Source organism: Sediminibacterium salmoneum NBRC 103935, assembly GCF_000511175.1.
In the GTDB taxonomy this organism is placed as follows: domain Bacteria; phylum Bacteroidota; class Bacteroidia; order Chitinophagales; family Chitinophagaceae; genus Sediminibacterium; species Sediminibacterium salmoneum.
On sequence record NZ_KI866530.1, the window covers coordinates 2,885,870 to 2,912,679 of the forward strand.

At 41.6% G+C, this 26,810-nt stretch carries 22 protein-coding genes and 1 pseudogene; 8 read left to right on the forward strand and 15 right to left on the reverse strand.

Annotated features, from left to right (window positions below; translation table 11 throughout):
* Positions 1–5 precede the first annotated feature (5 nt).
* The 6 genes from rodA to purD all read right to left on the reverse strand — a co-directional run bounded on the left by rodA (position 6) and on the right by purD (position 7,296).
* Positions 6–1,352 carry a rod shape-determining protein RodA gene (gene rodA / locus P767_RS0113420; RefSeq protein WP_026764933.1) on the reverse strand — a complete coding sequence of 449 codons (1,347 nt, stop codon included), beginning with the start codon at positions 1,350–1,352 and terminating at the stop codon, positions 6–8.
* Positions 1,349–3,457: a penicillin-binding protein 2 gene (mrdA, locus tag P767_RS0113425; protein ID WP_026764934.1), complete on the reverse strand. Its 2,109-nt coding sequence runs from the start codon at positions 3,455–3,457 to the stop codon at positions 1,349–1,351. The genes rodA and mrdA overlap by 4 nt, the downstream gene beginning before the upstream one ends.
* Before the next feature lie 71 nt (positions 3,458–3,528).
* Positions 3,529–4,059 (reverse strand): rod shape-determining protein MreD, encoded by a 531-nt coding sequence (locus tag P767_RS0113430; RefSeq protein WP_026764935.1) that lies wholly within the window; start codon positions 4,057–4,059, stop codon positions 3,529–3,531.
* Positions 4,056–4,904 carry a rod shape-determining protein MreC gene (gene mreC, locus P767_RS0113435; protein ID WP_026764936.1) on the reverse strand — a complete coding sequence of 283 codons (849 nt, stop codon included), beginning with the start codon at positions 4,902–4,904 and terminating at the stop codon, positions 4,056–4,058. Before mreC ends, P767_RS0113430 begins: the two co-directional genes overlap by 4 nt.
* A 15-nt stretch (positions 4,905–4,919) precedes the next feature.
* Complete coding sequence (locus tag P767_RS0113440; protein ID WP_026750259.1) at positions 4,920–5,945, reverse strand: rod shape-determining protein; 1,026 nt, start codon at positions 5,943–5,945, stop codon at positions 4,920–4,922.
* A gap of 64 nt (positions 5,946–6,009) precedes the next feature.
* Positions 6,010–7,296, reverse strand: a complete 1,287-nt coding sequence (gene purD, locus P767_RS0113445) for a phosphoribosylamine--glycine ligase (protein WP_026764937.1) — start codon at positions 7,294–7,296, stop codon at positions 6,010–6,012.
* A gap of 79 nt (positions 7,297–7,375) precedes the next feature.
* On the opposite strand from purD, the gene P767_RS0113450 reads away from it, so the two are divergent.
* From P767_RS0113450 to P767_RS17130, 7 genes are all read left to right on the forward strand, one after another.
* Positions 7,376–8,875 carry a peptide MFS transporter gene (locus tag P767_RS0113450; protein ID WP_026764938.1) on the forward strand — a complete coding sequence of 500 codons (1,500 nt, stop codon included), beginning with the start codon at positions 7,376–7,378 and terminating at the stop codon, positions 8,873–8,875.
* A gap of 18 nt (positions 8,876–8,893) precedes the next feature.
* Complete coding sequence (locus P767_RS0113455) at positions 8,894–10,939, forward strand: OPT family oligopeptide transporter (protein WP_026764939.1); 2,046 nt, start codon at positions 8,894–8,896, stop codon at positions 10,937–10,939.
* A gap of 55 nt (positions 10,940–10,994) precedes the next feature.
* Positions 10,995–12,722 (forward strand): DUF1800 domain-containing protein, encoded by a 1,728-nt coding sequence (locus tag P767_RS0113460; RefSeq protein WP_026764940.1) that lies wholly within the window; start codon positions 10,995–10,997, stop codon positions 12,720–12,722.
* Between the two features lies 1 nt (position 12,723).
* The gene (locus tag P767_RS0113465; protein WP_026764941.1) at positions 12,724–13,983 is read left to right on the forward strand and encodes a DUF1501 domain-containing protein; all 1,260 of its coding nucleotides are present in this window, start codon (positions 12,724–12,726) and stop codon (positions 13,981–13,983) included.
* A 145-nt stretch (positions 13,984–14,128) separates the two neighbouring features.
* Positions 14,129–14,668 carry a hypothetical protein gene (locus tag P767_RS0113470; protein WP_157611540.1) on the forward strand — a complete coding sequence of 180 codons (540 nt, stop codon included), beginning with the start codon at positions 14,129–14,131 and terminating at the stop codon, positions 14,666–14,668.
* A 40-nt stretch (positions 14,669–14,708) separates the two neighbouring features.
* Positions 14,709–15,263: a hypothetical protein gene (locus P767_RS0113475; protein ID WP_026764943.1), complete on the forward strand. Its 555-nt coding sequence runs from the start codon at positions 14,709–14,711 to the stop codon at positions 15,261–15,263.
* Between the two features lie 16 nt (positions 15,264–15,279).
* Positions 15,280–15,747, forward strand: a complete 468-nt coding sequence (locus P767_RS17130) for a hypothetical protein (RefSeq protein ID WP_026764944.1) — start codon at positions 15,280–15,282, stop codon at positions 15,745–15,747.
* 266 nt (positions 15,748–16,013) lie between these two features.
* On the opposite strand, the gene P767_RS17135 is transcribed toward P767_RS17130, so the two are convergent.
* From P767_RS17135 to P767_RS0113495, 3 genes are all read right to left on the reverse strand, one after another.
* Positions 16,014–17,567 carry a serine hydrolase domain-containing protein gene (locus P767_RS17135; RefSeq protein WP_084799952.1) on the reverse strand — a complete coding sequence of 518 codons (1,554 nt, stop codon included), beginning with the start codon at positions 17,565–17,567 and terminating at the stop codon, positions 16,014–16,016.
* A 2-nt stretch (positions 17,568–17,569) separates the two neighbouring features.
* On the reverse strand, positions 17,570–19,573 hold the full coding sequence (locus P767_RS0113490) for an alpha-ketoacid dehydrogenase subunit alpha/beta (RefSeq protein WP_026764945.1): 2,004 nt from the start codon (positions 19,571–19,573) through the stop codon (positions 17,570–17,572).
* 129 nt (positions 19,574–19,702) lie between these two features.
* On the reverse strand, positions 19,703–20,470 hold the full coding sequence (locus P767_RS0113495) for a Bax inhibitor-1/YccA family protein (RefSeq protein WP_026764946.1): 768 nt from the start codon (positions 20,468–20,470) through the stop codon (positions 19,703–19,705).
* A gap of 184 nt (positions 20,471–20,654) precedes the next feature.
* Here P767_RS0113495 and P767_RS0113500 point away from each other — a divergent pair, with 184 nt between their 5' ends.
* Entirely contained in the window at positions 20,655–22,505 is a 1,851-nt protein-coding gene (locus P767_RS0113500; protein WP_026764947.1) for a 2-oxoacid:acceptor oxidoreductase subunit alpha, read from the forward strand.
* 7 nt (positions 22,506–22,512) lie between these two features.
* On the opposite strand, the gene P767_RS0113505 is transcribed toward P767_RS0113500, so the two are convergent.
* The 6 genes and pseudogenes from P767_RS0113505 to P767_RS18930 all read right to left on the reverse strand — a co-directional run.
* The gene (locus tag P767_RS0113505) at positions 22,513–23,538 is read right to left on the reverse strand and encodes a glycoside hydrolase family 43 protein (RefSeq protein WP_316929617.1); all 1,026 of its coding nucleotides are present in this window, start codon (positions 23,536–23,538) and stop codon (positions 22,513–22,515) included.
* Positions 23,535–24,188, reverse strand: a complete 654-nt coding sequence (nth, locus tag P767_RS0113510) for an endonuclease III (RefSeq protein ID WP_026764949.1) — start codon at positions 24,186–24,188, stop codon at positions 23,535–23,537. The genes P767_RS0113505 and nth overlap by 4 nt, the downstream gene beginning before the upstream one ends.
* 283 nt (positions 24,189–24,471) lie before the next feature.
* Positions 24,472–24,696, reverse strand: a complete 225-nt coding sequence (locus tag P767_RS0113515) for a hypothetical protein (protein ID WP_026764950.1) — start codon at positions 24,694–24,696, stop codon at positions 24,472–24,474.
* A 73-nt stretch (positions 24,697–24,769) separates the two neighbouring features.
* Positions 24,770–25,066 (reverse strand): FtsB family cell division protein, encoded by a 297-nt coding sequence (locus P767_RS0113520; RefSeq protein ID WP_026764951.1) that lies wholly within the window; start codon positions 25,064–25,066, stop codon positions 24,770–24,772.
* Positions 25,067–25,138: 72 nt separating this feature from the next.
* The gene (gene eno / locus P767_RS0113525) at positions 25,139–26,428 is read right to left on the reverse strand and encodes a phosphopyruvate hydratase (RefSeq protein WP_026764952.1); all 1,290 of its coding nucleotides are present in this window, start codon (positions 26,426–26,428) and stop codon (positions 25,139–25,141) included.
* Between the two features lie 44 nt (positions 26,429–26,472).
* A pseudogene (locus P767_RS18930) lies at positions 26,473–26,810 on the reverse strand (AAA family ATPase); the annotation flags it as partial.

Consider the following 26,810-nt stretch of genomic DNA (forward strand, 5'->3'; position numbering starts at 1 on the left):
TTCAATTAGCGCAGCACCATCTGGCGGTCTGCATCCAGTCTTAATAAAATAAAAATCAAAATGGTAAAAGTAAGCAGGGAAGAACCTCCGTAACTAATCAACGGTAATGGAATACCTACAATTGGAAACAAGCCAATGGTCATGCTTACATTTACTGCTATATGGAAAAAGAAAATACTTACCACACTATAGGCATAAACCCTGCTGAAAGTACTTCGCTGTCTTTCAGCAATTCGTACAATCCTGAATAAGAGTGCAATGTATAAGATCAGAAAGAAGAAGCAGCCCAAAAATCCGAATGCTTCTCCCAAAGAAGTGAAGATGAAATCGGTATGTTGTTCGGGTACATATTTTCCACGGGTTTGTGTGCCTTTAAGGAAACCTTTTCCGGTAAAGCCTCCGGAGCCAATGGCAATTTTACTTTGGCGAACATTGTAGTCGTCTGGTTTTCTGGGTGCTTTTTCATTTCCCGTCTGTTGTTTCTTCATCGACTTTACATTCTCCGAACAATTGTAATCCTTGCCCACCATGCTGTAAATACGGGTACTTTGGTAACACTCCAGAACATTATTAAAGATGTAGGGGATAACGAATCGCTGGGTTCCTGCACTGATTAACCAGGCAATAAAGATGATGGTAATAACGCCCTTGTTTCTTTTTGCCTGTCTTCTGGCGATGTAAATCATGAATACGGCAATTACACTTAATGCAATCAACAGGGTATTGGGCTCGATAATTAAAGAGGCAATCACCAGTGCGCCAAAGGAAGATCCGATAATCAGAATTTGAGCAGGCAATCCCTCACGGTACATGGCTATTAAGAAAGAAGTATATACCAGGGCAAGTCCTAATTCGTGCTGTAAAATTGAAAGTACTGCAGGGGCCAGTGTAATGGCACCTCCGATTAACTGGTATTTCAGTTTGCTGAAATCAATTTCCTGTCTCGATAAAAACTTTGCCAAAGCAAGCGCAGTAAATATTTTGCAGAGTTCTGCCGGTTGCAGGTTAAATCCACCTGCCAAAGGAATCCAGCTTTTAGATCCATTGATATTTTTACCAATCACAAAAGTGGCCAGCATGAGCAGTAGGCCAAACACATACATCAGATTGGCAAAAGCAGTAAAGAGTTTGCTGTCTGTTAAGAGGATGAAAGTTGCAACCAGCACACAGAATCCAGCAAAAAATAATTGCTTGCTGTAATTGGTTTTTCCACCAATAAAGGAACTGAAAACATTTACGCCCTCTCTGTATTCAACCATAAAAATGCATAGAATGCCAATGGCTACCAAAGAGGCATATAGCCAGATAACCGGGTAGTCTATTCCCTGTGAAATGCTTTTATTTTTTGTCATTGTCTTCTGCCCTCCATTTTTTTCTTTTTAGATTCAGAAATTAACAGAGCAGCTTTGATTTTATATTTTTCCGTACTGTCTTTTTTATTGCCAACCGGCTTGCTTCCTTGTTCAAGTATAGCTTCGGTGTTGTTTTTAGGGGCTTCTCTGTTGGGTTCGGCTTCTTCTTTTTCAGCAGCTTCTTCCAATGCCAGTTTGGCCAGTCGGGCGGCTCTTTCCGCATCTTTTCGCGTGTACCAGTTTTTAATAGCCTGAGGAACCAGATCCATTTTGGTGATTCTCTCCGCTGTAGCTTTACCTGCAGTGCTTAATGTGTCATTCAGGAATTTCTCTATGATTAATCCCGCAATGGGACCTGCCGCAACGGATCCATATCCTCCGTTCTCAACCACAACCGCCACTGCAATTCTTGGATTGTCTTTGGGCGCGAATGCTACAAACAAAGAGTGGTTTTTTCCGTGAGGGTTTTGGGCTGTTCCTGTTTTGGCACAATATTCCACTCCTGGTATTTTAATATGAGAAGCCGTACCATACACAGTTACATCGTGCATACCATCATTAACCGCCTGATAGTCTCTGTCGGAAATATTAGTTACGGTATGTTTGGTTCTGTACTTATTCATCAACACCGTATCAGCTGTACTTTCACTCTCTATGCTATCTACAAAATGCGGAGGATAATAATATCCCTTGTTGGCAATGATGCACATCAGGTTGGCCATTTGTAAGGGGGTAGCCGTCATTTTATCCTGTCCAATTCCAAGCGTAAGCACGCTGCAACTGTTCCATCTTCTGGCTCCGCCAAAAAAACGATTGTACACACTGGTGTCTGGAATATTGGCTTTGTCTTCACTGGGTAAGTCCACTTCTAGTCTTCTTCCCAAACCAAAAGCATTCATGTATTCCTTCCATTTTAAATAGCCCTGATTGGGGTTGCCCCATTTTTTATTGTCCAGTGCTTTTCTGAATACATCAGAAAAATAGGAGTTGCAGGAATTGGCCAGTGCCAGTCTTAAATTGGCAGCGTGTCCTGCATTGCCGTGTTCACATCTTACATATACACCGCCACAAGCACCATAACCACCGGAGCAACCAATACCATAATCGGAAGTTATTAATCCCTGATCCAATGCCACCAAGGCTCCCAGCGGTTTAAAAGTAGAACCGGGAGGATACTGTCCTTTGATGGCGCGATTGTACATGGGTTTAGCAGTGTCCATCACCATTCTTCCCCAGTTTTTTCTTCTGGCATTTCCGGTAAGTACATTCGGATTATAAGTAGGGCTGGAAACCATGCTGATAATGCCTCCTGTTTGCGGATTAATGGCAACTGCACTTCCAATTTTATTCTGTAATAATTGTTCTGCCAGTTGTTGTACTTCTACATCAATGCTGGTGTACAGGTTGCGGCCTGCAACAGGTATGGTATCGAAAATGCCATTTTCGTATGGTCCCTGTATGCGGCTTTTATTGTCTCTGATAAATCTTTTAATTCCTCTTTGCCCCATGAGTACCGACTCATAGGTTTTCTCCAGTCCACTCATTCCGGCATAGTCGCCCATTTCATATCCCAGGTGTTTGTTCTTTCTTAAATAGGCCGTATCTACTTCAGCAATATAGCCCAGCAGTTGTGCTGCTGTATTAAAGGGATAGGTTCTAACAGAACGTTCACTCAACACAAAGCCAGGAAATTTATACATGTTTTCTGTAAGCTTTGCATAGAGATCCGGCGTTAACAGGGGTTCGAAAATACTGGGACGAACTCTTGTGTTTTTAAATATAGCGTCCAGCATTCTCTTTTTGTATTCCGAAGTATCAATACCCAGAATGGCGCAGAGGGTAGCTGTATCAGTGCCTTTTGATTCTGCCGGGGTAACTACTAAATCGAAACTAATGGTGTTCTCGAGTAGCGCTCTTTTTTTGCGATCGAAAATAATTCCTCTGTCGGGGTAAATAATTTTCCGATAAATGGCATTGTTTTCTGCTGCCAGTTTGTATTGTGATGAAAAAATCTGCAGGTTAATGAGCTGAGCAGTCATGACTATGAATACAGCCCCGATAATAATTTGGATAACCCTTCCACGGCTTTGATTAAATACGGACATATGCAGGAAACTGTCAATGGTTTTGACAGCGTGAAATTAAGTAATCTGCAGGGTTGTTTGCAGGAATAATTTTAGCTATTGGTTCTGTACTTGGCTTTTCTGTTAAATAAAAGCTCGGTTAAAAAAATCAGCAGTAAACTGATGCCCGTAGTGCCCGCCACTTTACCCAGAAAATAACCAAAACTGCCGAACTGCAGCCATTCTAAAAGCACCAGGTAAAAATGGTGTACAAAAGTGAGTAAGCCTACATATAGGCCGAAAGGTGCCCAGCCCATGCTTTTGATACTGGGTTCTACATAACTCTGTTCGGTTGTTTCCTGGGGAATTAATAAACTTAAAAGGAAGGGGCGGATATAACCAATTAATGTACAGGCGGCAGCATGTAAGCCCATGGTTCCTGTAAAGAAATCCATGGTAAGTCCAAAAAGGAAAGAGACTACCAATACACCCCATCTACCCATTTTAAAAGGCAGCCAGAGTATGTATAAAAAATAGAGTGAGGGCACAATGAACTGATGCAATGCAGGAATCTTATTCAGTACAAATTCCTGTAACAGAATAAAAAAGGCAAATCTGAATATATTGGTTAACAAATTACTCATTGATTCTTATTGCGATTTTCCAGTTCTATTTGTTCGTTGTATCGGGTATTGTAAATAACATCTACGTCCTGAACGGTAAAGAAATTCGTAGCGGTTTTTATTTTCAGTGTATAATAATTCGTAGCCGGATCTTCGGTAATAGAAGCCACTCTGCCAATCATTAAATGCGAAGGGAAGTTGGCAGAATAATTACTGGTTAAAACCGTATCACCCTGTACCACTTTGGCACTTTTAGATACGTTTCTTAAAATCAGCAAGGAAGGATCTGCTCCGTCCCACTCTATGCTACCGGTGGTATTGTCTTTTTTCAACATGGCAGAAACCTTACTGTTTCTGTGCAACAGGCTCATTACTTTACTCAGGTTGGCTGAAACATCCACCACAACACCTACAATGCCATCGGGACCTACAACGGCCATTCCTTTTTTAATGCCCTGGTTTTCTCCTCTTTCGAGCATTAGATAGTTGTTCTGCAAAGTGTAAGAGTTGCCAATTACTTTTGCCGGCAGATAAATGAATTTTCTGTTTCTGCCCAGCGTATCTCTGTAAGTAGTATCGGTAATTTGTAAAGCCGTGGTATCGGGTGAAATAAAATTGCCTGACAATGCATTTCTTAAACGGGAATTTTCAGCAGCCAGCCGCTGATTGGTTTCCTTTAGCTGAAAGTATTGTTGCAGGTTGGCATAATGACTATTGAAATAGCCGGTTACTTCAAAAGTAATTCCGGAGAAATAAGTCTCGTGCGTTTTGCTGGAGTTACTTAGCATTACAATACAAAGAATTTGCAGCAGCAGAAAGCTGAGGAAATTAAAGTATTGCCGTATGAACAGGTAAATATTTTTCAATGCCTATTCGCAGTTCTATCTCATGATAAATGGAAAACGCTGATAATTTTTAAGCGCCAGTCCTGTACCTCTTACCACACTCTTCAATGGATCGTCGGCAACATGAACAGGGAGTTTAATCTTCGCGCTCAAACGCTTGTCTAATCCGCGTAAGAGGGCTCCGCCACCCGTCAGGTATAATCCCCTCCGGTAAATATCTGCAGCCAATTCAGGAGGCGTTGTTTCCAATGCTTTCAGAATTGCTTCTTCTATTTTGAAAATACTTTTATCCAGCGCTTCTGCAATTTCCTGATAGCTTACCATGATTTGTTTGGGAATACCAGTAACCAGGTCACGGCCATTTACCGGCATATCATCTGGCGGATTGTCTAAATCTTTCATAGCAGCACCCACATTAATTTTAATTTGTTCAGCAGTGCGCTCACCAATTAATAAGCTATGGTATCTTCTTAATGCTTCCATGATGTCTGCAGTAAATTCATCACCTGCAATACGAATACTCTGATCGCATACAATACCTGCTAAAGCAATTACCGTAATACCTGTAGTACCTCCACCAATATCAATAATCATATTACCTACCGGCTCTTCTACATCAATGCCAATACCCAAGGCAGCAGCCATGGGTTCGTGAATCATGTACACTTCTTTGGCACCCGCCTGCTCTGCACTGTCTCTTACCGCACGCTTTTCAACTTCCGTAATAGAAGAAGGTATACAAATTACCATTCTCCAGCTTGGAGGGAACAATGGCTTTTTAGGATAAATCATTTTCATCAACTCACGAATCATTAATTCCGCTGCGTTAAAGTCTGCAATAACACCGTCTTTTAATGGACGAATGGTGCGGATGCTTTCGTGTGTTTTTTCGTGCATCATCAATGCCTTCTTGCCCACCGCCAACACTTCTTTCATGTTGTTGCGGTTCAATGCCACAATAGATGGTTCGTTCACCACCACATCGTCGTTATGAATAATCAGGGTATTGGCAGTACCCAGATCCATGGCTATTTCCTGTGTAAAAAAATTAAATAATCCCATTGTATGGTTCGGTTCTTAAGTATTTGAATTGCAACGTGTACAAAGGTGCTTGAAAATAGTGGAATTAACAAGGGAATTCAAAGCCAATATCATTTCTGTAGTACATTCCCTCGAAACTTATTTTTTCAAGGGTCTGCTTAGATTTGGCAACGGCATCTCCGATATTTTCTCCATAGGCGGTAACAGCTAAAACCCTGCCACCATTTGTTAAAACCTGCTCTCCGCTGGAAATAGTTCCGGCATGAAATACCAGGGTATCTTTCGGAACCTCAGCAGCAGCGGGCAGTTCAATGGTTTTTCCCTTTGCATAATTACCCGGATACCCCCCGCTAACGGCCATAATAGTGGCGGCACTGCGCGGATCAAAACTGATATTGGCATCTTCCAGGGTGCCATTGTCCATGGCCGCGAATAAAGCCACCAGGTCGGTTTGCAGTCTGGGCAATACCACTTCGGTTTCAGGATCACCCAGGCGGCAATTGTACTCAATTACAAAGGGCTCTCCGCCTACATTCATTAAGCCAAAGAAGATAAAGCCATGGTATTCCAGCCCTTCTTTGGCAAGACCTTCCACGGTTGGGCGTATAATCCGGTCTTCGGTTTTTTGCATGAAAGCCGCGTCCATAAAGGGCACCGGGCTAACACAGCCCATGCCACCGGTATTTAATCCGGTATCGCCTTCGCCAATGCGCTTATAATCTTTGGCATGCCCGATAATATGATAGGCCGAGCCGTTGGTTAATACAAAAACACTTACTTCAATCCCTTTCAGGAAGGATTCAATCACTACTTTTTCGCTGGCAGCCCCGAATTGTTTCTGCAGAATCATTTCGCTGAAACAGTCCAGTGCTTCCTGGGTTGTGGTGGCAATTACCACCCCTTTACCTGCAGCCAGTCCGTCTGCTTTCAACACTACCGGCAAGGAATGCTGTTGAATATAGGCTTTCCCGGCTTCAAAATTGTCTGCCGTAAACTCTGCATAACTGGCCGTTGGAATACCCTGTCTTTCCATGAATTTTTTGCTGAAAGCCTTGCTGCCTTCTAATTGCGCAGCGGCTTTGGAGGGGCCCACCACAATGATATGTTGCAAAGCTTCATCGTTCTTGCAGAAGTCGTAGATACCTTTTACCAGTGGTTCTTCCGGCCCCACCACCAGCATATGAATTTCTTTTTCAATGCAGGTTGCTTTGATGGCCTCAAAATCGGTAACCGAAAGGTTGAGATTGGTGCCAAACCCTGCTGTGCCTGCGTTTCCGGGTGCGATATATAATTGATCACAGTGATGACTCTGGGCCATTTTCCAGGCCAATGCATGTTCGCGTCCTCCGCTCCCTATTAAAAGAATATTCATGTAGACTAAATTGGTTGCGAAAATAACCTATCCCTTTCATTTTTATTACTATTTTGAGCCAATAACGAAAATGTTTGCTATGACTGAGAAGACCAAATCCATTGGCCATCCGAAAGGACTCTATGTTTTGTTCGCTACTGAAATGTGGGAACGTTTCAACTACTACGGCATGCGCGCCATCCTGGTATTGTTCATGACCAAGGCGTTGATGTTCGATAAAGTATTTGCCTCTAATTTATATGGTAGTTATACCGGACTGATTTACCTGACACCCTTGGTGGGAGGTTATGTGGCCGATCGTTACTGGGGAAATAAGCGCTCCATTTTAATGGGGGGTATTTTAATGGCGATTGGAGAATTCATCTTGTTTTTTTGTGGTGCTTTATACAATTCCAATCCGGATGCATCGGCCTGGCTGTTCTTTTCGGGCCTGGGTTTCATGATTGCGGGAAATGGATTTTTTAAACCCAATATTTCTTCCCTGGTAGGTCAGTTGTATGCAAAAGGAGATAGCAGAACTGACTCAGCCTATACCATATTCTACATGGGAATCAATGTGGGTGGGGCTTTGGGGCCATTTGTATGTGGACTGGTAGGCGATACAGGCAATCCCGCCGATTTTAAATGGGCATTTTTAGCCGGGGGGATTGGAATGCTCTTGGGAGTAGCCACCCTGCAGTTTTTGCACAATAAATACGTGTTGGATCCGCAGGGAAAAATTTTAGGATTGACCCCTGAAAATGCTCCTGCTAAGTTTTTGAAACCTGCATTTATTGTGGGTTCCCTCCTGGTCTTTTCATTGATTTGTATTGGCTTGATTTATGCCGACGTAAAAATATTCAGTTACTTATTCTATCTGTTAATTGCGAGTATTCTGCTGATTGCTTTTATTGTATTCTCCGATAAAACCCTGACGTCATTAGAAAAGAAAAAAGTAGCGGTGATTTTTACCGTCTCTTTCTTTGTGATTTTCTTCTGGAGTGCTTTTGAGCAGGCAGGAGCCTCCCTTACCTTTTTTGCTTCAGAGCAAACCAACAGAGATCTGGGCTTCTTTGTAGTGCCTGCCAGTTTCTTTCAATCTTTGAACTCCACATTTGTGGTGGTATTGGCGCCGGTCTTTGCCTTCCTCTGGTTGAAAATGGGTAAGCGCGAACCTTCTTCTCCTATGAAAATGGCCATGGGCTTGTTTTTGCTGGCACTGGGTTATTTGTGGATTGCTTTTGGTGTAAAGGATGTACAGCCCGGTGTAAAAGTGAGTATGATGTGGCTGACAGGCATGTACTTTATGCATACCAGCGGTGAACTTTGTTTGTCGCCCATTGGATTATCGCTGGTGAATAAGCTGGCACCACTAAAATTTGCTTCTTTGTTAATGGCAGTATGGTTTACCGCGAATGCGTTTGCGAATAAACTAGCAGGTGTATTGAGTGCTTTGTATCCCGATGGAAAAACCACGTATGTACTGGGCTATGCCATTACCAATTTATACGACTATTTTATGATGTTTGTAGTAATGGCAGGAACGGCTTCAGTCATCCTGTTTATCATTGCCAGCAAGTTGAAAAAAATGATGGATTAATTTTAAATACCCCCAATTATGTCGCAACCAACCAAGCAATTCAAACCCTTTGTGGCTCCAGAGTCGAACATGCCGGAACTAACGGTTAAGTCTATTCTGGTCGGCAGTTTATTCGGTGTAATTTTTGGTGCAGCCACGGTGTACCTGGCTTTGAAAGCAGGCTTAACCGTATCGGCGTCTATACCTATAGCGGTGATTGCAATCACCCTGGGAAGAAAGTTCTTAAAGACCACCATTTTAGAAAATAATATCATTCAGACTACAGGCTCTGCAGGGGAAAGCATTGCAGCGGGTGTGGCATTTACCCTACCTGGATTTTTATTTTTATCCGCACCGGATAGTGCTTCTTATTTTAATTATCTCACTATTCTGATTCTTTCGATTGTAGGGGGATTATTGGGAACCTTATTGATGGTGCCTTTACGCAAAGCTTTAATAGTAAACGAACACGATAACCTGCCTTACCCTGAAGGAACGGCTTGCGGCGATGTATTGAAAGCAGGAGAGAAGGGAGGCGATTTTGCCAAGACGGCTTTCTGGGGACTGGGAGTTGCATTTGTATATGCGCTTTTGCAAAAAGTATTGCATGTAATTGCAGAGACCCCTTATTATGCTACGCAGCAGATCAATAAATTTTTTCCTTCTGCTAAAGTGAGTGGTGAAATTACTCCTGAGTACCTGGGGGTGGGTTATATTATTGGTCCAAAAATTGGGGGCGTATTGGTAGCAGGCGGGGTGTTGAGCTGGCTGGTATTTATTCCTTTGTTTTCTACCCTGGTGCCACCGGATGTAATTGCCGCGCAGTTGGTAAAACTGGGCTATCTGGCAGATGTTGCAGTAGCAGGAGGTAAGGGAGGATGGGATCCGGTAGCACATACATTTGCCGATTATTCTTCTGCCATTTATTATGCTTATATCAGACAGATTGGAGCGGGTACGGTAGCAGCGGGTGGTATCATCACTTTAATTAAAACCATTCCTACGATTGTAAAATCGGTAAAGGGTTCTGTTGCTTCCTTAAAAGCAGAAAGTGGTGGCAACGCAGGCTCGATTGCAAGAACCGAAAGAGATTTAAGCTTGAAAGTAGTAGGGTTGGGTGCAGTGGGGTTGATTTTATTAATTACTGTTTTACCACAAGTTCCTGGCGATAGCATTTTACAGAAATTATTGATTGGCATATTGGTGATTTTATTCGGTGCGCTTTTCGTAACCGTATCTTCCAGAATTGTTGGCTTGATTGGATCTTCTAATAATCCCATCAGCGGTATGACCATTGCCACCGTTATGGGAACCAGTTTAATTTTCTTAAGTGTGGGCTGGACGGGTCAAAGTTTTGAACCATTGGTATTGGTAGTGGGTGGTATGATTTGTATTGCAGCAGCCAATGCCGGCGCTACTTCACAGGATTTAAAAAGCGGATACATTGTAGGGGCTACGCCTCGCAATCAGCAGATAGCTTTGTTTGTGGGTGCCATTGTTTCTTCTATTGTTATAGGATTAACCGTTAAATTTTTAGATAAGCCCAGCACAGAAATGCTGAGCCAGGGCATTAACCATGCCATTGGAACAGAAAAATATCCTGCGCCACAAGCCACACTTATGGCAACATTAATCAAAGGGATTCTTTCTCAGAACCTGGATTGGCAATATGTGTTTGCTGGTGTATTTCTTGCGGTAACCATGGAACTTTGTGGTATTAAGTCGTTGAGTTTTGCGGTGGGAGCATACCTGCCGCTGGCTACTACTTTGCCAATCTTTTTAGGAGGTGCTATCAGAGGCATAGTTGAAATGAAGCAGAAGAAAGAAAATGTACAGATAAGCGCGGAAGAAGAGGAACTGGGTAAGGGTAATTTATTTGCTACTGGATTAGTGGCAGGTGGTGCGGTTGCTGGTGTGGTCATTGCCTTTATTGCGGGCTCTTCGGGTGGTGAGAAATTCCTTGCTGCAGTAAGCCAGGAGCACAATCTGGTAGAATTGCTTTCAGAGAATGGCTATTTCGTTTTAGGAACTATATTCTTTACGGCAATGGCGGGCATTTTATACAAAGTAGCTACCAAAAAATAACCCAACTAGCATTAAACCTTTGGTTTGATTTTCTATCTTACTGCAAATTCAGGCTATGAAATTTGCAAGGCCTTTCTGTGGTTGGTTGGGTTTGTTTTTTCTGTTGGTGTTCTCTGCAAAAGCGGCGGATGAAATTCCCTATAAAAAATATGGCTATACTCCTGCGCAGGCAGCAGCCCGACTTATAGATAGATTTAGTTTTGGCGCCAAACCCGGGCAGGTAGCGGCTGTGGTGGCAATGGGTATAGACAACTGGTTTGAACAACAACTGGAAGGTAACCAACCCAATGCTGCGTTGGACAAGCGATTAGCTAATTTCAAATCCCTGCAATTGAATAACGATAGTATCGTGAATCGTTATCTGAATGCAGGACAAGTAATCCGACTCGCTACACGAAACGGTTTGCTCAACAGAGATTCCATACAGGCCGATCAGGCCGCTTACCGGGCGCAGGTAAGACAATTAATGGAACAGCAAGGCTATTTGCCCATACAGGAATTGCATCGCGAACTGGTGGTGCAAAAAGTTTTGAGAGCAGCCTATAGTAACAATCAATTACAGGAAGTATTAACGGATTTCTGGTTCAATCATTTTAATGTATCTGCCACCAAGAACCAGTGTCAGCAATTTATTTATACTTACGAAAGAGATGCCATCAGACCCAATGTGCTGGGAAGTTTCAAAGACTTGTTATTGGCAACCGCAAAGCATCCGGCTATGCTGGAATATTTAGACAATGCCAGTAGTGTGAGTCTGCGCAATGCGCCAAGGATGTATAACAATGCACCGAGAAATGCCAGAGGCCTGAACGAAAATTATGCCCGTGAAGTAATGGAATTGCATACCCTTGGCGTGGATGGTGGATATACACAGGCGGATGTTACCGCAGTTGCAAGGGCTTTAACGGGTTGGACGGTGATGCAAGGAAATTTTCTTTTCCGGCCGCGCATGCATGACAATGAGGCCAAGACTATTTTAAATAAAAATTTTCCAGCCAATGGTGGCTACCAGGAAGGGATAGATGTGTTAACGATGTTGGCAGAACATCCCTCCACGGCGCAATTCATTTGTACCAAACTGGCCACCCGATTTGTGAGTGATACACCTTCTGCTTCTTTGATTAAGAATATGGTAAAGACTTTTCAGTCAACTGGCGGAAATATAAAGGAGGTATTGCGCACCATGGTGCATGATCCTTCTTTTTGGAAAAAATCGGCACCACATGAAAAAGTAAAATCGCCTTTTGAATTAGTGATCAGCGCCGTTAGGGCTACCAATGCACAGATAGTTCAGCCTTTTCAATTATTTAACTGGTGTACTAAAATGGGACAACGTTTTTATTATTACCAGGCACCCACTGGTTTTCCCGACAGGGCTTCTTATTGGATTAATACCGGATCCTTGTTGAATCGAATGAATTTTGGATTGGCATTTGCATCACAAAAAATCCCCGGTGTTCGGATGGATTTAGCAGCTTTAAATAATTACCATGAACCAGAGAGTGCCATAGATGCATTAAATGTATACAGCAATTTGTTGTTGCCGCAACGCGACCATAGTGCCAATATTAAGCGCTTGATTCCATTGGTGAACGATGAGGCGGTGGAAGAGAAAATTAATAAGGCTTCAGATTTGTCTGCCAATAAACAAGGAGAAACGATGATGGATCTTAATAAAACCAATCCTGCAGAAGAAAAAATTTCTCTTGAGAAGGGAAGCAAAACTTTATTGTCGCAAGTAGTAGGCATCATTATTGGTTCACCAGAATTTCAAAGAAAATAATATGAGCAGCAGAAGAGCATTTATGCGATCAGGGGCCATGGCCCTATTTGCCACTGGCATTGCAGGAGGGATTCCTGCATTTATTACCCGTGCTGCTGCAGCAGCCCTTCCTCCTGCTCCTTACAAAAGGAATAAAGTGCTGGTCTGTATTTTTCAAAGAGGTGCAATGGATGGACTTATGGCGGTGACGCCTTTTACCGATATGGAATTGAAAAAAGCAAGGCCTACTTTGTTTATGGATCCTACGAATAGTTCAGGCAAACTATTTGACCTGGATGGACAATTCGGATTGCATCCAGGCTTTGCTTCTTTACAGCCTTTTTTTGCAGATAAACGATTGGCCATTGCACATGGGGTAGGCAGCCCTAATAACACACGCAGCCATTTTGATGCACAGGACTATATGGAATCGGGAACTCCCTTTAGTAAAAGCACTTCTAGTGGATGGCTCAACAGAGCAGTAGGATTGATGGGGCACGATGCTAGTCCGTTCAGAGCTGTTAGTATTACCGGAGCCTTACCAAGAAGTTTATATGGAAACGAGGAAGCATTAGCAATTAGCAACCTGGAAGATTTTGCCTTGCAAACCAAGGGTAATCCGATGGCTGCGAATATAACGGCAGGTTCTTTTGAAGAACTATATGAACAAACCAGCAATCGTTTGTTGAACCGGGCGGGCAAGGAAAGTTTTGAAGCCATGAAAATGCTGAACCCGAACGATATTAAAAATTACAAGCCTCTTGCAGGTGTTGCATATCCCAATAGTCCCTTGGGCAATTCTTTAAAACAGATTGCCATGCTGATCAAAATGAATATTGGATTAGAAGTAGCATTTGCAGAGAACGGGGGATGGGATACGCATTTTAATCAGGGCACCCTGAATGGAGTGTTCGCTCGCAATGTTCGTGACTTTAGTGATAGCATCGCGGCATTCTGGAATGATATGAGCGCTTACCAGGACGATGTAACCCTGATGACCATGACAGAGTTTGGCAGAACCGTAGCCCAGAACGGAACCGGAGGAACCGATCACGGAAGAGCCAGCTGCTCATTTGTTTTGGGCAATGCAGTACAAGGTGGAAAGGTTTACCATCAAATAGGATCACTGGCAAAAGACCAGTTGGAAGATCAGCGCGACCTGCCTGTTACCACCGATTTCAGATCGGTATTTAGTGGGGTAGCGAATAAGCACTTAGGCATTAACAACAACAGTGTCTTATTTCCTAAGTGGGAGGGGAAGTCGTTGGAAATTATTCGGTAAGCTTGTTTTTTTATGCGCTTTCTTTTTAATATATTCACACCACCCCATTTTGTTGCTTAAATAGTATTTCTCATTCATTATATTGTTAGTAAATACTGACTGGTGACTCTTATGCTTGGGACTCAGGAAGCAATACTTTAGAAAAATGAAAAAAATACTATCTATTTTATTTCTCATTATAATGATGGCTTTTACATCATTAGGAAGGCAGAATAATTCAACGGAAATGCTGGATTGGAATTCAATTCGCATAAACAATAAACTACCTCTGGTTTGTAAGAAATTGGATCTAATAAAATTATTAGGTAATCCTGATAAAATAATAAATCCCGAATACCTAGATATATGCGCTTCCTATTTTGAAAAGGACTTTAATTATTTGGTTTGGGGCGATTGCAAATTTGAATCTACTAATTCACAAGCTGTAATTAGCTCTGTTGATATTGAATCAGGAATAATTAAACTAGTATCGCCTTTAATCACGCTTGACAACTCTGTTACTTTTGAAAAAATTAAAAGAGTTTTCCCAAATTCTGCTAAATATGCTAAGGAACTAATTGTAGAAAAAAAGGGGACTGTATTAAGTATTAAACTAGCAAGTTCTCGGAAAAACTCTGATGATGGATGGCTTTTGTTTTTTAAAGCTGGCAAACTGGTAAGAGTTGATTATTGGATAGCCTGTTAATGCTTTAAACTTTAGTAGTTGAACCTTTTAAAAGATTCAAATGGACATTACAGATATCGATAAATACGCTAAGGTCATTACGCTTGGTTTGGACAAGCGCATGGCAGCACTCAGAGGCGGATTTGTTCTTGATGAATTTGATCCGGCAGTTGATTGTGATAAGATGTTTCGAAATCGCTTAAATAGGTTTGTTAAGAGGAAAACCCTTGAAAGATTGGAGGAAATGTTGAATGACTTAATTATATATTTTGAGGTCAATTATGATCAGCATTTTGCATCAGTTTTGTTACAGACAACTGGCTATACTCTTCAGCCTATTCCTCCTAAATTTAAATCTATTTCAACCGAAAAAAACCTTCGAGTGGGGTATTCAGGTAAAAATGAAACAAGTTTATCTTTCGTTTCTATAGAGTTACCGACTGGTAGCGGTTCCATTTATTGTATGAAAGGGACAAATCCGCTTTTGACAGCCCATTGGCTGAATAACCAAACTATTGAAATACAAATACCAATTATACGGGAAGAAGTTGAACGGATTAGTGTTGTTAAAATGTATAAGGAAAGCATTCAAATAATTTATAAGGAAATATTTTGATTAATTTTTTCTGCCAATGAAAATAAAACCAGATCGAATTCCGAATAGACAGTTCGTTTATTCCATTCTTTTTTTAGTATTATTTATTTCTAATTCATGCTCAAGCACTCGAATGTCGCGTTCGTTAACCAAGCAGTATAGGCATATCTATATAGAACAATTTAAACTAACCTATTTTCGGCAACTTTTAATAAAAAGCTTTAACAATTCAAGTGCAGTTCGGGAGATTTTCAATAGTGATTATAGCGGATTTACTGAGCCTATTTTAACGCAAGAAGATTTTAAAATTATAGATAGCTTAACTACTTTAGATAATTCTTATTTAAAAACTGATTCAATAGCAGGCGTAAATCGGGCGGAAGGAGCACACGGAAAAAGACCCCTAGCGTTTATCATGCAAAAGTTGACAGATAAAAGTCTGGATCGATTGGCCAAAAAAAGACTAAAACTCAATGATAAAGAAATACAAGGATTGGCATTCTAGCCTCACCCCATTTAAACGATTAGCTGTATCATTTATATTGAATTGGCTTTACTGGCTAACCGCCTGGTTTATTTCCGATCAGTTTTTCTTTGAAGAAAAGCACTCCATTCGGTATCATTTGTTTCATGCTACATGGATGTCTTTTTTCATGACTATGCCATTTAATTGGAAAGCGATAAAGGAATTGTTTATGTTCAAGCGCAATTCAAATCCTTAAATATTAATTTTAGAAATGATTTCAGTTAAGGTTTTTATTCTTTCACGCCTCACTTCACCACACTCAACCGATACTCTTGTATCAATGCAGGATTCTCCGGCGTTAGGGTAAAGAAGATTTTCAATTTCCCTTTTTCTCCATTGATGATGAATGACCCTCGGAGTTGATTTTCCGGAATCAGTTCCTCTACTTTTGTGATTTTGCCAATGGCTTCAAAAGCAGCATTAGCCTGTTTTACCAATGAATCTGTATAATAATCATTGAAGAAATTTTCTGCAAAAATGCCGGAAGTTTTCGCATTGGTAAAATGGGGCAACAACTTCACCAATTCATTTTTACGTTGATTCAAAACGGAAGAGACAGGTATTTGTCTGGGCTTCAGTCCTGCCAGTTTAATCACACTGTCTAATACTTTTAAATTAATACTCGCTGTTGGTGCATAAGTTACATTGGCCAGTAAAACCACACCAATACCATATTCCGGCAATATGCGCCAGTTGCTGCCAAAGCCGGGTAATCCACCACTATGCCCAACAAATACCCTGTTGTTGCATTCAGTGAAAATATTTAATCCATATCCATATGCTGAAACAGCGGGACATGCTACACCATTACCATAATTAAAATAGGGGTTCATTGAAGCATAGCGCCAAGGCTGATGCATTTCTCGTACACTGTTTCTCTTAATGATGATATTCTCCTCGTCGTTTCTTGCCGGCCATGCTTGTTGGTGCAATGCCATGTATTTACTGAACGATTCTACAGAGGTGATTAATCCCCCCATTGCCCCATAAATACCATCGTGCAGTAGGGCTTCTTCTTTATGGCTATTGTTTACATAACGATACCCTTTGGCCAGTTGGGCTGCTGGTACTTTTGAATACTCCCATGCAGCCTGCATGCCCAGTCGCTTAAAAAAATGCTGGTTAATGTATTCACTATAGGGAAGGCCTGTTACTTTTTTTATGATTAGTCCCAAAGTGGCAAATCCTACATTGCTGTATTCGTAAGTGGTTCCGTTTACATTGGAAAAGCTCATTTGCTTTTTGAAGAGTTCAATTAGTTCTTCGTCCGTATCGGCCAGTTGTCGGTCGCCCCAGGGATTGTCCTCAGGTAAACCAGTGGAATGGGTAAGTAATTCTCTGATGGTGATGGGGGCCGCATCTTTGGTGAGTGCTTGATTTTTAAGTTCAGGAATATAGTTGGCAACAGGATCGTCTAATTTTAATTTCCCCTCGTCTCTAAGTTTTACAATGGCCATAGCAGTTACGCTTTTGCTCATGGAAGCAATGCGGTACATGGTTCTGCTATTGGCTTTGGTTTGATTGGCAATGTCGCTATATCCTTCGCTGCCGCTGACAATCAGTTCTCCGTCTACTACCACTCCAAAGGAAAAACTTGGGAAATGGTTGGCTTTTGCATAATTGCTGTACATGGATTGAATCACTGGTGCCAGCGCTTTCACTTTTGCTGCTCTTTCTTTATCGGCAAAAAAAGGAGGCTGGTATCCGGCATTGGGATTTTTCTGCGCAAATGTGGTTAACCCAACAAAAGCGGCAATCATGCCCGCAAAAATATTATTTACCCTGCTGTACTTTCTCATGCTTAGTAGTTTAGCAATTGTTGAACCTGTTGGTGTAAACGACTTTTCGCCATATAGTTTTTCTCCAGTTCCATATTGAATGGAATAGGGGTGTCTAATGAAGCGCAACGCAATACAGGTGCATCCAGCAATTCAAAACAATGCTCACTGATCCAGGCACTGATTTCTCCACCGATGCCGCCTATTAAATTGTCTTCGTGTAACAACAATACTTTCCCAGTTTGTGCAACGGCAGATTTGATTGACAAATAATCCAGCGGTGCCAGGGTTCTTAAATCCAGAATATGAATGGAAATTTCCGGATGAGCTTCCTGGTATTCCATTGCCCAATGCACGCCTGCCCCATACGTAATGATGCTGATATCTTCCCCTTCTTTTACCGTGATGGCTTTGCCAATCTCTACTTCATAATAGGCCTGTGGTAACTTACCACTGATACTTCTGTACAAAGCTTTGTGCTCAAAAAATAATACAGGGTTGGGGTCATTGATAGCCGCAATGAGTAATCCTTTGGCATCATGTGGATTCGAAGGATACAATACTTTTAATCCAGGCACATGCGTGAACCAGGCTTCATTGCTCTGTGAATGAAAGGGGCCTGCACCTACACCGCCACCGGTTGGCATACGAACTACTACATCTGCATTTTGTCCCCAGCGGTAATGAATCTTGGCTAAATTATTTACGATTTGATTAAAGCCCACGGTAACAAAATCTGCGAACTGCATTTCCATCACCGTTTTAAATCCTTCCAGACTCATTCCTAAACAAGATCCTACAATGGCACTTTCGCATAGCGGCGTATTGCGCACTCTTGCTTTCCCAAATTTTTCTACAAAGCCTTCGGTGATTTTAAATGCACCTCCATACTCAGCAATATCCTGACCCATCAATACCAGATTAGGGTGTTTCTCCATGCTCATGCTCAATCCTTCCGATATGGCGTCTACCAATCGGGCTTCGCGGGTATTTTCTATGGGTGTTTCAGCAACGCTATCCAATACAACACGATCTGATAAAACCGGAACAGGTGCAAATACATCGGCAACTTCTTCTGCTGTATCCACTACCATTTCTGCAGCCGTGAATGCATCCGCCAATTCGGTTTCTATGTATTGCTTGAATTCGTTTCTGATATCCGCTACGCCCATTTCGGTAAGTACCTGCGATTGAATCAGAAACTGCTCATACTTTTTTACCGGATCCTTATGCCCCCATTCTTCAAATAATTCTTTGGGAACATATTTGGTGCCGCTGGCTTCTTCGTGACCACGCATTCTGAATGTCATACACTCAATGAAATAAGGTTTTCTGTTTTTTATACAGTATTCCCTAACTCCTTTGATGGTATTGTAAACCGTTAAAATATTATTGCCATCAATGCGAATACCTTCCATTCCATAACCTTTGGCTTTGTCTACCAGTTGCTCGCATTTGTACTGCTCGTTAACAGGCGTGCTTAATCCATAGCCATTGTTTTCAATAATGAAAATCACTGGCAAGTTCCATACTGCCGCTACATTCAAAGCTTCATGAAAATCTCCTTCACTGGTTCCGCCATCTCCGGAAAAGGCAACAGATGCTTTGGCTTCGTTTTTAAGGGTGTAGGCCAATGCAACCCCATCGGCAATGGCTAACTGCGGTCCTAAGTGTGAAATCATTCCACAGATATGATAGGGTTTGGCACCAAAGTGAAAGCTTCGCTCCCTCCCTTTACTATACCCGTCTTTATTACCCTGCCATTGTCTGAATAATTTATTCAAGGGCATATGTCTTGAAGTAAACACGCCCAGGTTTCTATGTAATGGCATGATCCATTCATCGTTAGCCATGGCCAATGTAGTACCAACTGCAATGGCTTCCTGTCCGATCCCACTGAACCACTTACTGATTTTTCCCTGACGCAGGAGTACCAGCATTTTCTCTTCAATCATGCGGGGTAGTAACAAATTGCGGTAGAGATGAATCAATTCTTCGTTGCTGAATGCGTCGCGATTAAAATCCATGGCGTAAAGTCATTATTAGGCTATAAAGTTAACCCTATTTGTGCAGCTTCCCGAATGAAAACGTGAAAACCATGACACAAAAAAGCCCCGAAAATCTTCGGGGCTAATCAATATTTCTGTATCAAATAATTAGTCTCTGCTGCTCAATTTACTCAATAATTTAAGCATTTCAATGTACAACCAAACAATGGTTACCATTAGTCCGAATGCACCGTACCATTCCATGAATTTAGGCGCACCTCTTTCAGCACCCTGCTCAATCATATCAAAGTCCATGATTAGGTTTAAAGCCGCAATACCAACCACAAATAAGCTGATACCAATGCTTAACAAGCTGCTATCGTACATGAAACTTACGTTTACGCCAAACATGCGCAATACCATGGTGATTAGGTAAAAGATACCAATACCCAGCGTGGCCGTAAATACAATCGATTTAAAGCGCTCGGTGGCACTGATCACCCTGAAATTATACAATAGGAACATTGCAAGGGCTACACCAAAAGTTAGGCCGACTGCCTGCATAATTAAACCTGGATAAGAATCTGCAAATGCTGCGTTCATAATGGCTGAAATGGCGCCAATGAATAAACCTTCTAATAATGCGTATAGTGGCGCCAATACGGGTGCCCAGTTGGGTTTAAAGCTAATGGCCAATGCAGAAATTAATCCGCCAATGATACCTACCCACATTAATGTGGTCATGGTATCCTGCTTCAGTTGTTCGTAAAGGTTCCAGTTATACGCTGCCCCTGCAATCAACATCAGCATCATAAAACCAAATTTGTTGATAGCGCCTCTTACGGTCATGGTGCCCATATTGTTGGCCGCCATTTCGTGGCTCTTATCAAACATTTTCTCTGTAAGGGTAGGGTTACCCGATTTAAAAATTGCCATAGTGAAATTTTTTCTGTTTCAAATCTACTATAAACAAATTTCATTCCAAGGGGTCTTGGCTGCGCTTTAACAAGTTATAAACCCCGTTTTGTTTACGAAAATGGCAATAATTGCACAAAAGATGCCGAAAGGACAGTTTGGATGCCCTCCAAAAATGGTAACTTTGCCACTTTAATCAGCGCAGATGAACAATAACGAAACCGTATTACAGAGTGTAGTAATCAAGTTTGCAGGAGATAGTGGGGATGGAATGCAATTAACGGGTCAACAGTTTACCAATAATACCGCTTTACTAGGGATTGATCTGGCCACTTTTCCGGACTTTCCGGCAGAAATCAGGGCCCCGATCGGAACCGTTCCGGGAGTGAGTGGGTTCCAGTTGCATTTTTCTTCGGACAAAGTGTATACACCTGGTGATATTGCCGATGTGTTGGTGGCGATGAATGCGGCTGCGCTAAAAGTGAATCTGAAAGCCATTAAAAAGGGTGGAAAAATCATTGTGAACATTGACGGTTTTGATGCCAAGAATTTACGTCTGGCCAATTATCCCGATGGAGTGAATCCTTTGGAAGATGGAAGCCTTGACGGATTTGAAGTAATCAAGATTGATGTTACCAAACTAACTCGCGAAGCCCTAAAAGAATTTACCGACTTAGGTACCAAGGAAAGAGACCGCGCAAAGAATATGTTTGTGCTGGGATATATCTATTGGATGTACAATAGAAAGCTGGACAATACCATCGATTTCTTGCAAGAGAAATTTGGTAAGAAAGAAAGTATCCTGCAGAGTAATATTAAAGTATTGCAGGCAGGATATAATTACGGTGACACTACAGAAACTTTTACTACCCGTTATACCGTAGAGAAAGCCAAAATGCCAGCTGGTTTGTATCGCAGCATTATGGGGAATCAGGCGTTGGCCATGGGGTTGATTGCAGCTGGCGAAAAAGCAGGGCTGCCTTTGTTCTTGGGAACATACCCGATTACACCAGCTTCTGATATTTTACACGATTTAAGTAAATACAAAAGTTTTGGTGTAAGAACTTTTCAGGCAGAAGATGAGATTGCGGGGATTACGGCCGCGATTGGTGCGAGTTACGGTGGTTCCATCGGCGTAACCACTACATCCGGTCCGGGTATGGCTTTGAAAACAGAAGCGATGGGATTGGCCGTGATGCTGGAAATTCCTTTGGTGATTGTGAATATTCAACGTGGTGGGCCTTCTACAGGTTTGCCTACCAAAACAGAGCAGAGTGATTTGTTGCAGGCATACTATGGTAGAAACGGCGAATGTCCGATGCCTGTGATTGCTTCTGCAACCCCTTCTGATTGCTTTGATGTGGCTTTTGAAGCCGTTAGAATTGCGATCCAACATATGACTCCGGTTATCTTATTAAGTGATGGATATATTGCCAATGGTGCAGAACCCTGGAAGTTTCCGCAGAGCGCAGACTTGCCGGAAATACCGGTAAGCTTTAAGAAAGCGTTGGCAGAAGGAGAAGCCAAGTTCATGCCGTATCAGCGTGATGAAAAATTAGCCAGACCCTGGGCAGTGCCTGGTACGGCTGGTTTAGAACATCGCATTGGTGGATTGGAAAAGCAGGACATCACCGGTAATATCAGCTACGATCCGGACAACCACCAACATATGGTGAAAGTGCGTCAGGCCAAAGTGGATAAGATTGCCGATTATGTTCCATTGCAAACGATAGATAGCGGTCCTTCCAAAGGAAAAGTATTGGTATTGGGTTGGGGTTCTACTTATGGTGCTATTAAAAGTGCAGTAACTGAATTACAGGCAGCAGGTCATGCTGTAAGCCATGCACATATTCGTTACCTGCGTCCATTCCCTAAAAACTTAGGCGAAATCATTTCCAGCTTTGATCAGGTATTGATTCCAGAAATCAACAATGGTCAGCTGATTAAGATTATTCGCGATCAGTATTTAGTGGATGCCAAGGGTTACAACAAAATCATGGGCGTGCCGATTACCAAAGGAGAATTGGTGGATGCAATTACTGCGATGTTGAAATAAGTAGAGCTTATAATTTTCTCGGAGCAACCCCTTCAAAAGTCATTTTCACTTTTTGAATGCTGCCGTCTTCATTAAATAGTAGCTTGTCTATACAGGTAACCCTGTGATCCCTGTCCTTATTGGGTATGGGTCTTCTGTGGTAAATAATATACCATTCATCTGTCCCGGGAATATTGATTACTGAGTGGTGTCCTGCTCCTGTTGCTATGGAACTATCTGCTTCCAGTATGGTGGTTTCTCTTTCGAAAGGCCCATACAAATTATCGGCTCTTGCATAAGCTACTTTATAAGTGCCATTGGTCCATCCACCCTCAGACCACATAAAATAATAAGTTCCTTTTCTAATGAACATAATGGGTCCTTCTACATAGCCTTTTGGTGTAATTTCTTTTACCAGTTCTCCATTTGGAAAAGGAGTAAGCCCAGTAAAGTCTTTATTGAGCCGTGCAATATTGCACCTGCCCCACCCCCCGTATATCAGATAATATTTTTGGTCTTTGTCCTGAAATACAAACTGGTCAATGGGTTGGGCATCGTTGTAAAATTGATTGATCAAAGGTTTGCCCAGGTAATCCTTATAAGGTCCTTCCGGTTTAGAAGCTACTGCTATACCAATGCCTCCGTTGTGATCGTCTTTTACACCGTTTCGCTTTTTGCTTTGGATATCATTCGCTGAAAAGAACAAAAAATATTGCTTGTCTTTTTTTACAATGGAAGGCGCCCACATGGCCATATAGGCCCATTTAATTACACTGGTATCAATAATGCGGGAATGCTTTTTCCAGTTGGTTAAATCTTTTGAAGAAAATGCATCCAGAAAAACCTGGTCTTTGTATTTGGCTGAATAGGTTGGAAAAATCCAGTATTGTTTGTTGAGTATTACAGCTTCCGGATCAGCATACCATCCGTCGATGATTGGGTTACCTGTTTTTTTTGGTTTGCTGATTTTATTTCCTGAGCAGCGATGGTTGCAAATGTTGAAGCGAATAGCAAAACAATACAGCTGATTTTTTTCATAAGGATAGGATATTATTTAAGCTTCCTCGCTTGTTTCGCAAAATAGGCACAGCTGTTTTGTATACCACATTCTTCACATTTTGGATTACGCGCTAAGCAAGTATATCTGCCATGCAAAATGAGCCAATGATGCGCTCTGTGCACCAGTTCTTCCGGAATATGCTTAATCAATTCCTTTTCAACTGCCAGTGGGGTAGTGGCTTTGCTGCTGACCAATCCCAATCGGTGACTTACCCTGAATACATGTGTGTCCACGGCCATATTGGGTTGTTCATCTATTACACTGGTGATTACATTGGCTGTTTTTCTTCCTACTCCAGGTAGCTTCACCAGTTCTTCCACAGTCATGGGAACTTCACCACCAAATTGTTCCAGCAACATATTGGCCATGCCAATTAAATGCTTGGTTTTATTATTGGGATAGGAGATACTTCTGATTAGAGGGAACAAATCATCAAAACTGGCTTTGGCCATTTTTTGTGGCGTAGGATATACTTTAAAAATACCTGGGGTTGTAAGATTAACCCGTTTATCGGTGCATTGGGCTGAAAGGATTACAGCCACCAATAACTGAAAGGGATTATCGTACACTAATTCCGTTTCTGCAACGGGTGTGGTTTCTTGAAAATAGTTGATGACTTCCTCGTAACGTTGCTTCTTGGTCATTTTCAAGTTTATGGTATAATTCTATTAATAGCTTTTGTTAAATTTAATACTGAATTTGCTAATCAAGCAGGGATCTCGCTAATTTAATACTCTTAAAACACAAGTTATGGTTAGGGTGATTGAAAATATCTATAAACTAATGAGTGTAATAGTTATTTGGATTATTACCGTTGATTATTTATCCGCCCCCAATTCTACAATGATTAGCGTAATCTTGTGTTTTTTTCTATTATTATCCCTCTTCGTTTGATTTCAAATTGCATGATGGCTCAAAAAAAGAGCACTAATTATCTTTCTTCCTTGCGTAATCCAAAATAGCTTTGATTGATTTTTTGGAGGGAGACTTTAGTTTCAGCTTATCCAGCTGATCTTTAGACCGTTGTAAAGTTTCTACCTGTTTTTTTAATTCCGCGTCTTCTGATATAGCTTTCTCGATGGCTTTGGTAAGCGCAGGCGTGCAATCCTTGTATACGTACATAATCAATTCCTCTTCTTTAAAGTTTTTCATAAGCAGTTTGGCTGCGTGAACAAGAGGATACGGTCTTTATTAAAACGGTATCAGTATTAAATTATTGTAAAACTTAATTTTTTGCCGAATCTTCAATAATAAATATGTCTTCGCCGTCTTTCTTCATCAGATACCTTTCTCTGGCATATTTCTCAATGGCTGCAGGATTGTTCTGTAAATCGTTCAGTTCTTTTTTGGTCTTTTCAATTTCCTGCTCGTAATAGGCTTTTTTCTGCTCCAGTTTTTTTAATTCGTCCCTTCTTTCCTTTTGCTGAAAATAATCGCGCTGGTCATAAAACAACATCCATACAATAAACAGTACAGCTGCAATAAAATATTTATTGGTGATATAGGGAATTGATTTCTTCATAAAAAAATGGCAGATAAAAGTAGTAAGAAACCTTTATCTGCCAAGTAAGAATTGTGCACAGTGTGCAATAAACTATTTACCGAACTTGATTTTTCCTTTTGGATAAATGCCAGTATCGCCTAACATTTCTTCAATACGGATTAACTGGTTGTACTTCGCCATACGGTCTGTTCTGGAAGCGGAACCGGTTTTAATTTGACCACAGTTCAAGGCTACCGCTAAATCAGCGATGGTGGTATCTTCTGTTTCACCACTTCTATGGCTCATGATGGTATTGTATCCGTTGTGTTGCGCAAGGGTTACGGCATTGATGGTTTCAGTAATGGTTCCAATCTGGTTCACTTTTACCAATAAGCCATTGGCAATATGCTTGTCAACGCCTTGTTGAATACGCTCCACATTAGTTACAAACAAATCGTCACCTACCAACTGACATTTGGTTCCAACCGCCTGTGTTAAAGCTTTCCATCCATTCCAATCGTCTTCGGCCATGCCATCTTCAATGGAAACAATTGGGTATTGCTTTACCCATTTTTCCCAGAATTTCACCAGCTCATCGCTGCTCATTACTTTTCCGGAACTCTTATGGAATACATATTTCTTTTTCTTGGCATCCCATAGTTCGCTGTTGGCAGCATCCATGGCAATTACAATCTGTGATCCTGTTTTATATCCTGCTGCCTGAATGGATTCCAATACGGTTTCAATGGCTTCTTCATTGCTTTGGATATTTGGAGCAAATCCACCTTCATCCCCTACGTTGGTGCTGTATCCTTTCTTCTTTAGTACACCCTTCAACGTGTGGAAGATTTCTACGCCCCAACGCAAACCTTCGCTAAAGCTAGGAGCGCCTACGGGCATAATCATGAATTCCTGAAAATCAATCTTATTGTCGGCATGTGCCCCGCCATTCAGGATATTCATCATCGGGATGGGCAATGTTTTGGAATTGGTTCCACCAATATATCTGTACAAAGGCAAATCTGCTTCATCTGCAGCTGCTTTGGCTACTGCCATACTCACCGCTAAAATGGCATTGGCACCTAGTTTTGCTTTATTAGGCGTACCATCTAAATCTATCATAGCCTGGTCAATGGCAGCTTGCTCAGAAATTTCCATGCCTACTAATGCTTCTGCAATAGTTGTATTTACGTTTTTTACGGCTTTTAAAACGCCTTTGCCTACATATTTTTTCTTGTCGTTATCACGCAATTCAACTGCTTCGTGAATGCCGGTACTCGCACCGCTTGGTACTGCTGCACGGCCAATAGCACCGTCGTCGGTTAATACATCCACTTCTACAGTAGGATTTCCTCTACTGTCTAATATCTGTCTTGCGTGCACGTCAATAATGTAGCTCATGTTCTTTGTTTTAATTATGTGTTCAAATATAAGTAATATGTAGTTTATACACGAATAGGGCCAGTCAGGCTTCTGAAAACCGATTCCAGGGATTCTTTTTGATTGAGTTCGGCAATGGGCTGGTTGGCCATTAAATTCCCTTTATGGATAATGATAACCCTGCTGCAAATGGCTTCTACTTCCGGTAAAATATGGCTGGAAAACAGAACCGTTTTATCCTGCCCTAATTCCTGAATGAGTTGTCTGATTTCTATGATCTGGTTAGGATCTAAGCCTGTTGTGGGTTCATCTAAAATCAGTACTTCGGGGTTGTGAATAATAGCCGCTGCCAATCCCACCCTCTGCTTATAGCCTTTGGATAACTGGCCAATCTTTTTGTGTT